We start from the raw sequence: 10,099 nt of genomic DNA, 5'->3' as shown, positions 1-10,099 counted from the left end.
AGGATTACCTGTCCTCTTTTCTTAATTATAAGGGAAGTATATATTACGCGGCATGATAGTGTTTTTGTATCATAGGTGGTCATTTTGAAATGATATGTAGACGAAAAGCATCGCTCCGGCTGCCCGCTTCCTTTTCCGTGGGGTTTTACCTTCAGCTAACTTTTTGAGGTTTTATACAATGTAAAATAAAAGACGTAATGTCCGTACGTTAAAAAAATGTAGAACGTTATTTAGCGCAGGTGGTCCACTTCGACTCCAGTGGGATCAGCGTGATCTTCTTTACAAAAGTTTGCTGAAGACACGCCCCACGGAAAGCGAAGTGGGCAAGCCGTAGCGGTTGTTACGCCTATTATTCATGTTAAAATAACTACTTTGGACAGGACCGGGTGGGGGTTGCCGGTTTTTCTTATGCTGTCCATAACCAATATGCGTCCTATTGTCATAGTTTAGAGGCTTGTACATATAAATTAGTATAAAGCGGTTAAGGGGCGGGTTGTGGTGATTTATCTGTTGCTTTTTTTAGTAGGATTTGGATTATCTATATCGGGTGGCGTTTCGATCATTCTTTATCTAAATTTTATACCAGCTGGTTTGTCTTTTCTCGATTATCTTGCTATTGTTCAAATCAAAATTGAATGTTATTTCTTCCTCCTTGGCCTTATTTTTATGGGGATATCTGTTCAAAGGATGACACTATTTTCTGTTAAATAATAACAAGAAAAGAATAAATTATCGTGTATTGGTCATACTGTTTGATAAAACAGATTAGTCAAAGTGAGGGTTCGTCATATGTTGTATTTACATGATGTATGGGTCAATTGGTTTGAAGGAGAAGAAAACGGCTATAATGTATGTCCCTTCCATGAATGGAGAAAGTCAGACGGTATTGAAATTCTAGATCAAGCTCCGATACTCTTCATCGATGACAAAACCTTTCAATACATTGAAAACGATTTGCAAGATATACCTCAATCAATGTTAGATCAAATTTATCAACGTGCCTACATTCGCAAAAATCAAGAACGGCAACAGCTTGATTATGCTTGCGTGATCACGAACGGTTCATCGATTCTAGCGTTTGATACGATGGGATATCATATACCGATTCGAAAAAGCAGACTAATCCCACGTCAGGAGCGGTTAGTGTTTGATCTGATTGAGGGACGGACCGCCAAGACATATTCAATACCTGACCATACAGATAAAGAATTTCACATTTTATCATTACCGCCAGAATATATGGTAGGTTTGACGAGAAGAGAGCGTCAATTAAAACAATTGTTAATGATTGCTTTGGATCAGTTAGAAGTCGCACATTGTCTGGAAGAAGTAAGATACTGGTTAACAGAATGGGCCCCAGAGCAATATCACTCCATTAAAAGAATGACGTTTAATGAAGCATGGGAAAAGCTTTACAACGATTTAGTGACCGGGTGGAGTACAAAACATGAAGTTTTTTGTAAACAAATTATTAAAGGTCAAGCTTTTTATGAAGACATATGGGAGCGGGAGCACCAACCATATTCAACTAAATCATTACGTTCATAAAAACTTAAAAAACCTTGGAGCTGTTAGGGTCTCCAAGGTTTTTTATATGCTAGCATAGAAGCAGGACTTTCTCTTTTCTTATTTTTTCTTTTTCTGTACTCGCCCAAGCCCCATTGCTTTTTTCGCTTTACGTAACATTTTATTTGCAGCAAAGTTAGCTTTATCAGCACCTTGATCAAGTAGATCATCTAATTCATCTGATTCAATTAGTGTGTTATAACGTTCTTGAATCGGACGTAATGTCTCAATCACAGCATTGGCAGTGTCTTGTTTAAATTCTCCATAACCTTTACCTTCATATCTTTGTTCTAGTTCTTTAATGGATTCACCTGTACAACTTGCATAAATAGTTAATAAATTACTAATTCCTGGTTTGTTTTCTTTGTCATATTGAACAATACCATCAGAGTCAGTAACGGCACTCTTAATTTTCTTCTCAATTTGTTTTTCTGTATCCAGCATAAAAATAGAAGCTTTCTGGTTATCATCTGATTTACTCATTTTTTTCGTTGGTTCTTGTAAGGACATAATTCGAGCACCAACTTTAGGAATGCTAATTTCCGGAATTGTAAAAATGTCATTGTAGCGATGGTTAAAACGTTGAGCTAAGTCACGCGTCAATTCCAAGTGTTGTTTTTGATCATCACCAACAGGCACAATGTTGGTATTATACAGTAAAATATCTGCAGCCATTAGCGGCGGATAAGTTAATAAACCAGCAGATACTGCTTCTTTTCCTTTGGATTTATCTTTGAATTGGGTCATGCGTTCTAATTCACCTATGTAACTGATCGTTTGTAGCATCCAACCTAATTGTGTATGAGCAGGCACTTCTGATTGAATAAAAAGAACAGATTTGTCTGGATCAATTCCAGAAGCTATGTATAATGCTGCAAGGGATTTAATGTTTTCGCGTAATTTTAATCTGTCTTGTGGCACGGTAATGGCATGTTGGTCTACTACACAGAAATAACACTGGTTATCTTCTTGCAGGGAGACAAAATGCTTCATAGCACCTAAATAATTTCCTAATGTTAGACTACCACTCGGTTGAATACCTGAAAAAATTGTGTTCACTTTACTTCACCTCTATAAATCTGTATGTATATTTTTTACGATTCCATTATTCATGGTTACATTTATTTCGAGATATACGTAATTGATTTTATCACATGTAAGAAATAATTTCTCTTATTAACATATTCACTTTTATCATAACACTTGTAGGGCAAAGTTGAAAGATTACTTAATGGAATAATCATACGATGCATGATTCTATGAATTACGGGGAATAACTATAACAAGATTTCAACATGAAAGGAGTAAAATCTATGGCTGAAAAAGAGATTATAATAGATGCTATTATTAATGGAGAAAAGTATAAGGCCGAGAAACAGGAGCCACGAGAAAATCCTACACATCCGAATGAAATTGTAGGGTATGCACCAGTTAACACAGTGGAAGATACTATCAAAGCTATTGATGTAGCACACGAGACCTTTATAACTTGGAGAGAATCGTCTATTGATGATCGGGTTGAACGCATGAGAAGGGCGATTCAGAAAATTAAAGATAACACACCTGAAATTGCAAAATTGTTATCACGTGAGCATGGAAAAGCACTCTATGATTCTGAAGGTGAAATTGGTGTTTCACTGATGTGGATGGAATATGCATGTGATAATGTCAAAGAAGTATTAAAAAACGAGGTGCAAGAACACGATAACGGTAAGACGATTATTGCAAAAGATGCTATTGGTGTAGTATCTGCAATCACACCTTGGAATTATCCGATCTCCCTTTCTACTATTAAGATAGCACCAGCTTTATTGGCTGGAAACACGATGGTATTAAAACCAAGTCCTTTAGCACCGCTTGCTGTTAGTAGAGTTGTTGAAATCATTGCAGACGAATTCCCGCCAGGAGTATTAAACATGGTACACGGGGAAGCAGATGTCGGAGTTGAATTAACATCCAATCCTAAAATCGCAAAGATTGCCTTTACTGGAGGAACGGAAACAGCCAAACACATCATGAAGGCGGCAGCAGACACTATTAAACATATGACATTAGAATTAGGTGGAAATGATGCAGCCATTATCTTAAGTGATTTTGATGTAAATGATGTAAGAGCAATGCGACGATTAGTTATTTCTAATTTCCTCACTGCTGGACAAATCTGCATGATTGCAAAAAGAGTTTATGTGGACCAGTCAATTTATGATCAGTTTGTTGAAAAGTATATAGAAGCGGCTAATAAGTGGATAAGGGTTGGAGACCCTTTTGATAATAATGTAACGGTGGGACCGGTTAATAACCAAAAGCAAGCAGAATATGTTCAAAGCTTAGTGGACGATGCTGCAGGCAAGGGAGCTAAAATAGTGAAATTAGGCACGATCCTTGATCAGGAATTATTTGAAGAAGGTTATTTCATGCAGCCTACAGTCGTTTTAGGTGCAGATCAAAACGACCCGATCGTTGTAGAAGAACAGTTTGGGCCAACTGTACCGATCTTACCTTTTGAAAATGATCAGCATGCAATAGAACTTGCCAATGACAGTATTTTTGGCTTAACTAGTTCTGTTTGGGGGAAAGAAGAGCATGCCATAGATGTTGCAAAGCATATTCAGGCCGGTACTACCATGATTAATACGGCAGCAGTTCAAGGTCTTGATGTCCGCTTCCCATTTGGTGGCGTGAAACAGTCAGGAATAGGACGTGAATATGGTAAAGAAGGAATTCTCGCATATACCGATACACATGTGATTAACGTTCCTAAAAATCGAGATTTACCTTACATTCCTGAATAAATCGCTAGATCATCTTTGCTTGTTTTTATGAAATACTATTTTAAAGCCTTGGAACCCCTCCAAGGCTTTTATTTTGGACAAGAAAGTATAAAATCAGCGCAATGACCGTGTTTAACGAATTAGTTATTTTGACATATTTTATGTGTGTTTGCCAACGCTCCGATTAATTACTTCGCTTTCCGCGGGCACGGCCTCAACTAACTTTGCAAAGAAAAACATTTTGCAAAGTGGATTTTCGGCTCGCGCTATTCCCGCAGGAGTCTACGTAATTAGTCTCCGCTATGAGAATGTGCAACAATTCTAGTCAGAAGTAATAGGTTGAATTTTATAAAATAGATAAGAGCAAGAACCGCTATCCATAAGTATAAAAGCAGCAATGTTACTTCATGCTAGAGTTGTAGAGCAGAACTTAGCGAAGGCCGCCCACTTTAACTCCTGTGGAAATTGTTTGACCTGAAGATCCACTTTTTCTAGCGGGTTTTGCTCGTAAAAGTTAGCTGAAGGGCAAACCCCACGGAAAGGAAAGTGGGCAGCCGGAGTGGTGATAAGGCTGTTTAAATATTTCAAAATGGATGCTAGAGAAATGGTAAACCTTTAGCTTTTTAGTCATAAGGGCTGAGCGAATTTTGCTCAGTTTTTCTTATAAGATAAGAAAGTATAAATTTTGCGCAGATGTCTAGCTCCGAGCGCCCAGAAACTAGGCGACTTCATGAATTGCCCTACGATAAGTCATCATCGGTTCGTAAACTCACCGTGATTCCTTTATCTCAGTTAATTCGTTCCAGACGCTAGGTTTCTAATCGGGCGCTCTGCGCTTTTCTTATATATGGAGAGTATAAAATCAGCACATTGACCGTATTAAACGAAATAGTGATTTTGAAAAAACGTAAGATTATCTGACAGTTTTATGTAAGAAATCAGTGGATATTAGTAAAATGAAATAAACGTTCATTGATTTATTGTTAGATTTCGACTGATCTATTTGTAGTCATTGGCTATTTAGATGGTGTGTTGTTTCATTTTGAGTTCTATTCTTTAATATAGAGTTAAAAATACAAAGATTTTTCTTGAGTAAAATAAGATGCCCTTATTTAAGCAAAATTACTCACTTCACTGTGTACAGGTAAAATTTATATTCCATCGTAAATATTCTTCCCTATTGTTATTTTTACAAAAATTATTAGAAATTAACATACTTTTAAAATCTAATAATAAAATATAAATAATATTAGCATAATTCCTAGTAGAGCCCCTCCTTGAATAATAAAGAAAGTTACCCAATTCGTATTAACTCTGTCAGAAGGTAATGGATGTTCTTCAAAGCTGCTGTGCCCATTTTTCTGGTTGTTCACTCTAGTAATCACTTTTCTAAAACTAAGAGTTGTGATATCAAAGAATTTCTTTGATATTACATAAAGTAATAGTCCTATCATTATATAAAATGTCCCGATATAAAAAGTAATATTGATGTAGTCCAGTAATGAAGCATGACTTGTAAATAATATGACTAATAGTAGACATACTAAACAATGTGCAAATATTAGAGTTACATGCTGGAGCCATTTTTTCATGAGAAATTGTCTCCTTTCCTATTTTAATTATGAGATATTTGCTTCAGATTAGCAATATTCTTAAGAACCATAATTGACAGATTACAGCTAATATTAGTGAATATTCTCAGTATTCAAGAGTACAAGTTTTAATGTTTTATAAAAAATATATAGGGGGTATTGAAATGAGAGGTAACAAATGGTGGTTGTTAGTGTTAGCACTTGTTCTTGGATTAGTACTAGCTGCGTGTTCCTTTGAAGATAGTGCAGAGGAAGGCGATACAGACAAGGACAATGTAGAAGAAAATGAAACTGATGGTGAAAACGAAAGCGATGGGGAAGAAGAAGGCGAAAAAGTTCTGCGAATTGCATCTACTTCAGATATTCCTACTATGGATCCGATTCTTGCCGAGGATAATGTATCCATTCAATACACTGATACCGTGTATGAAGGTTTGTATCGTCTGGCGCCTGAGGGTGAAATAGTTTCCGGTATCGCCAAGAAAGATGAAACAGAAATAAGTGAAGATGGATTAACGTATACTTTCCACTTACGTGAAGATGCACAATGGGAAAACGGAGATCCAGTCACTGCACACGATTTCGTTTACGGATGGCAACGTGCTATTGATCCGGGCAACGGTTCATTTTATGCTAATTACTTAATGAATGGCAAAGTGAAAAATGCTGCTGAAATCTATGTAACAGAAGATGATGAATCTGATGTAGAACCATTAGACCCATCAGAATTAGGTGTAAGTGCTCCAGATGATCATACATTTGTGGTTGAATTAGAGAAACCGGTACCTTATTTTGAGTCATATGCCGCTTTTCCAACATTTTTACCGATGAATCAAGAATTTGTTGAGGAACAAGGTGATGACTTCGCTCTGTCTCCTGATAGTATGCTGTCAAACGGTCCATTTAAGATGACAGAATGGGAGGCTGAAGCAGGTTGGGAATTAGAGAAAAATGAAAATTACTGGGATGCAGAAAATGTGGCATTAGACGGTATTTCAGTAAAAGTAATTAAAGATGCAGATACAGCACTTTCAAACTATGAAGTAGGTGAATTAGACCGTGTTACCTTGTCAGGTGCACAGGTACAAGATAATCAAACAAGTCCAGAATTTCTTTCTCTTACGGAAACAAGTGTCTTCTGGTTGAAGTTTAATCAAGATTCAGAAACTGCGAGCGAATATATGCAAAACCTTAACTTTAGAAAAGCATTAGCTAAAGCGTTTGATAAACAAGCGTATATTGATGTGGTTTATGGTAATGATTCAACACCAGTTAATTTCTTTGTTCCGGAAGGCTTTGTTGAGCATCCAGAAACAGGAGAAGATTTCCAAACAGGTAGTGACGTTTTAGCCTATGATGTGGAAGCTGCACAGGAATTTTGGGAAGCCGCAAAAGAAGAACTAGGGTTTGACGAAGTGACTTTATCCTTCTTAAGTGGGGACAGTGATGTCGCTAAAAATATTAGTGAATTCATGAAAACAGAATTAGAAACTAATTTAGAAGGCTTAACGATTGAAGCGAACAATGTTCCATGGGCACAACAATTAGAAATTATGCGGGAACAAGATTATGAATTAGCAGTATCCGGTTGGGGACCTGACTATAAGGATGCTATTTCCTTCGTAGATCTTTGGGTGACAGATGGAGAAAATAACGATATTGGATATTCTAACGAAGAGTATGATGCACTTGTAGAAGCAGCAAAAGGAGAATTAGCAACAAGCCCTGTAGAACGATTCGAAGCAATGCAAGACGCAGAAAAAATTGCGTTAGAAGAAGCAGCCATAGGGCCAATTATGCAGCGTAAAACTTCAGTACTTGCTAAAGATTATTTAAAAGGTATGGAATCATTAAACCCATTCGGTAACGACTATAGCTTTAAATATGTGGATATTGTTAAGTAACATTTAAGACTGATGAACAGTGGGGGCAAAATCCTCACTGTTCATAGTCATATTTTATAGTATAGCAAGGTAAAGGAGGGGATAGCCTAGGTTTGCCTGAGCTATGCTCTTTTTTACACATCCATGTTCAACGTATAAAACTAAGATTAAGGTGAACTTATGATATAGGAGGTGGAAGCATTGGCCAAATATATTTTACAACGACTGGTTTACATGTTTATTACATTGTTTGTTATTGCAACAGCAACATTCTTTCTCATGAAATTACTTCCTGGTTCTCCGTTTAACGAACTTGGTGGCAAAATGACAGAAGCACAGGAGCAAATATTACTAGAGGAATATGGATTAAATGATCCTGTACCTGTACAGTATGCCAAATACATGCTTGGAATGGTACAAGGTGATTTAGGCGTGTCGTTTCAATATGATAATCGGTCGGTAACAGACATAATACTGGATCGAATTGGTCCATCAGCACATTTAGGTGCACAAGCTTTAATTATTGGTTCTATTTTTGGAATTATTTTAGGGATGATCGCTGCGATTAGACATAACACTTGGGTAGATTACTCTTCCAATGTTTTAGCTGTTATCGGGATATCCATACCATCATTTGTATTCGCAGGGCTCTTGCAATATTACTTTGCAGTACAATGGAGAATTTTCCCGCCCTCTTTTTGGGAAGGACCGATTTATACGGTACTACCTACGATATCGCTGATGATATTTCCGATGGCGATCTGTGCACGTTTCATGCGAACTGAAATGCTTGAAGTATTAGGGTCTGATTATATTGAATTGGCACGAGCAAAAGGGGTTTCAAATTCAAGTATTATGTTTAAACATGCATTGCGAAATGCTTTAATACCTGTTATTACCGTTTTAGGCCCCATAACCGTTAGTTTAATGACAGGTACATTAGTGATTGAACAAATTTTTGCTGTACCGGGGATTGGTGAACAATTTGTACGTTCGATTAGTGTTAATGATTATCCTGTAATTATGGGGACAACCATGCTGTTTTCGGTATTATTTATCTTGGTAATTTTAATTGTCGATTTACTTTATGGAATGATAGATCCAAGAATCCGTATTACAGGAGGGAAGGACTAATGGACAATGGTACAAAGAAGTATAATGTGGAAAAGTTCGAACGTGTCCATTTACCAGATGATGCCAATGAAGAACTCTCACGTCCGCAACTTTCCTTTTGGAAGGATGCTTGGATCCGACTTTGTAAAAATAAAGGTGCTATTACTGGATTAATCGTAATTGTCTTCATAATCTTAATCGCTTTTATTGGACCCTTCATGAATGATTACACCAATGAAGGTGCGAATTATGATGCTGCCTATTTGCCTCCGAAGGTAAAAGGATTAGAAGCGATCGGATTCGATGGTATGCAAACATATGAAGTGCAAGGCGCAACCGAAGAAGAGGCGATAGAACGTGGCTTAGCTGGATATGAAATAGAGGAAGAATATGTGCAAGACACAGAAGTAGTAATCACGAAAGAAGAAAGTGAAGATGGTTATGTAACGGTTGCAATGGAAGTAGATATTTATGCAGCGCGAGGATTAGAAGATCAATATTTTTGGTTTGGTACTGACAGTATGGGGCGGGACTTATGGACACGTATCTGGAGTGGCACACAAATTTCATTATATATTGGTTTTCTTGCAGCGATGATTGATATGGTAATCGGTGTTATCTACGGTGGAATATCTGGTTATTATGGCGGCAGAACAGACAATATCATGCAACGAATTATTGAAATTCTCTCCGGAATACCAAATTTGGTTGTAGTTATTTTAATGATCATTTTATTGAAACCAGGTTTAATTGCTATTACGATTGCCTTAACGATAACAGGTTGGATTGGTATGGCACGTATTGTACGTGGGCAAGTACTAAAATTAAAAGGACAAGAGTTCATTTTAGCGGCACGAACATTAGGTGCAAATGATAAGCGGATATTGATGAAACACTTAATACCAAATGTGACAGGTATGATCATTATTAATACGATGTTTACGATTCCTAGTGCAATCTTCTTTGAGGCTTTTTTAAGTTTTATTGGTTTAGGCCTACAACCACCGATCGCATCACTAGGAACTCTTATCGATACGGCCTTTGATGATTATAGAGTATTTCCATATATGCTACTTTACCCAGCTGTAATTATTTCTTTATTAATGATTGGCTTTAATATTTTAGCGGATGGATTACGAGATGCATTAGATCCGAAGATGAGAAAGTGAGGGAG

General features: G+C 37.0%; 8 protein-coding genes. 6 read left to right on the top strand and 2 right to left on the bottom strand.

All coding sequences use genetic code 11. From position 1 onward, the window contains the following. The first annotated feature begins 495 nt into the window (after positions 1 to 495). Positions 496 to 711 (top strand): YuzI family membrane protein, encoded by a 216-nt coding sequence (locus GH715_RS22000; protein ID WP_476729756.1) that lies wholly within the window; start codon positions 496 to 498, stop codon positions 709 to 711. A 78-nt stretch (positions 712 to 789) separates the two neighbouring features. Next, positions 790 to 1,548, top strand: coding sequence for a YjbA family protein (locus GH715_RS02730; RefSeq protein ID WP_153833956.1), 759 nt, complete (start codon positions 790 to 792; stop codon positions 1,546 to 1,548). A gap of 78 nt (positions 1,549 to 1,626) precedes the next feature. Here the strand turns inward: GH715_RS02730 and trpS are convergent, their stop codons facing one another. Continuing rightward, complete coding sequence (gene trpS / locus GH715_RS02725) at positions 1,627 to 2,625, bottom strand: tryptophan--tRNA ligase (protein WP_163578420.1); 999 nt, start codon at positions 2,623 to 2,625, stop codon at positions 1,627 to 1,629. A gap of 254 nt (positions 2,626 to 2,879) precedes the next feature. On the opposite strand from trpS, the gene GH715_RS02720 reads away from it, so the two are divergent. After that, positions 2,880 to 4,358, top strand: coding sequence for an aldehyde dehydrogenase family protein (locus GH715_RS02720; protein ID WP_153833957.1), 1,479 nt, complete (start codon positions 2,880 to 2,882; stop codon positions 4,356 to 4,358). A gap of 1,205 nt (positions 4,359 to 5,563) precedes the next feature. Here the strand turns inward: GH715_RS02720 and GH715_RS02715 are convergent. Further along, on the bottom strand, positions 5,564 to 5,929 hold the full coding sequence (locus tag GH715_RS02715) for a DUF3899 domain-containing protein (protein WP_153833958.1): 366 nt from the start codon (positions 5,927 to 5,929) through the stop codon (positions 5,564 to 5,566). 164 nt (positions 5,930 to 6,093) lie between these two features. On the opposite strand from GH715_RS02715, the gene GH715_RS02710 reads away from it, so the two are divergent. The 3 genes from GH715_RS02710 to opp3C all read left to right on the top strand — a co-directional run bounded on the left by GH715_RS02710 (position 6,094) and on the right by opp3C (position 10,094). After that, a complete protein-coding gene (locus GH715_RS02710) occupies positions 6,094 to 7,833 on the top strand; it encodes a peptide ABC transporter substrate-binding protein (RefSeq protein ID WP_153833959.1) in 1,740 nt (579 codons plus the stop codon). A gap of 180 nt (positions 7,834 to 8,013) precedes the next feature. Then, positions 8,014 to 8,946, top strand: coding sequence for an oligopeptide ABC transporter permease (opp3b, locus tag GH715_RS02705; protein ID WP_153833960.1), 933 nt, complete (start codon positions 8,014 to 8,016; stop codon positions 8,944 to 8,946). Beyond that, a complete protein-coding gene (gene opp3C, locus GH715_RS02700) occupies positions 8,946 to 10,094 on the top strand; it encodes an oligopeptide ABC transporter permease (RefSeq protein ID WP_153833961.1) in 1,149 nt (382 codons plus the stop codon). The genes opp3b and opp3C overlap by 1 nt, the downstream gene beginning before the upstream one ends. Positions 10,095 to 10,099: the final 5 nt, after the last annotated feature.

The organism is Gracilibacillus thailandensis (assembly GCF_010994055.1).
Lineage (GTDB): Bacteria > Bacillota > Bacilli > Bacillales > Amphibacillaceae > Gracilibacillus > Gracilibacillus lacisalsi.
Note: the sequence above shows the minus strand (reverse complement) of the source record. Positions and strands in the feature narration are given on the sequence as shown.

What these genes read in the sequence shown, in the direction of transcription:
- GH715_RS02730 (WP_153833956.1), top strand. Translation starts at nt 790, where the DNA reads ATGTTGTATTTACATGATGTATGGGTCAATTGGTTTGAAGGAGAAGAA.
- GH715_RS02720 (WP_153833957.1), top strand. Translation starts at nt 2,880, where the DNA reads ATGGCTGAAAAAGAGATTATAATAGATGCTATTATTAATGGAGAAAAG.
- GH715_RS02715 (WP_153833958.1), bottom strand. Translation starts at nt 5,929, where the DNA reads ATGAAAAAATGGCTCCAGCATGTAACTCTAATATTTGCACATTGTTTA.
- GH715_RS02710 (WP_153833959.1), top strand. Translation starts at nt 6,094, where the DNA reads ATGAGAGGTAACAAATGGTGGTTGTTAGTGTTAGCACTTGTTCTTGGA.
- opp3C (WP_153833961.1), top strand. Translation starts at nt 8,946, where the DNA reads ATGGACAATGGTACAAAGAAGTATAATGTGGAAAAGTTCGAACGTGTC.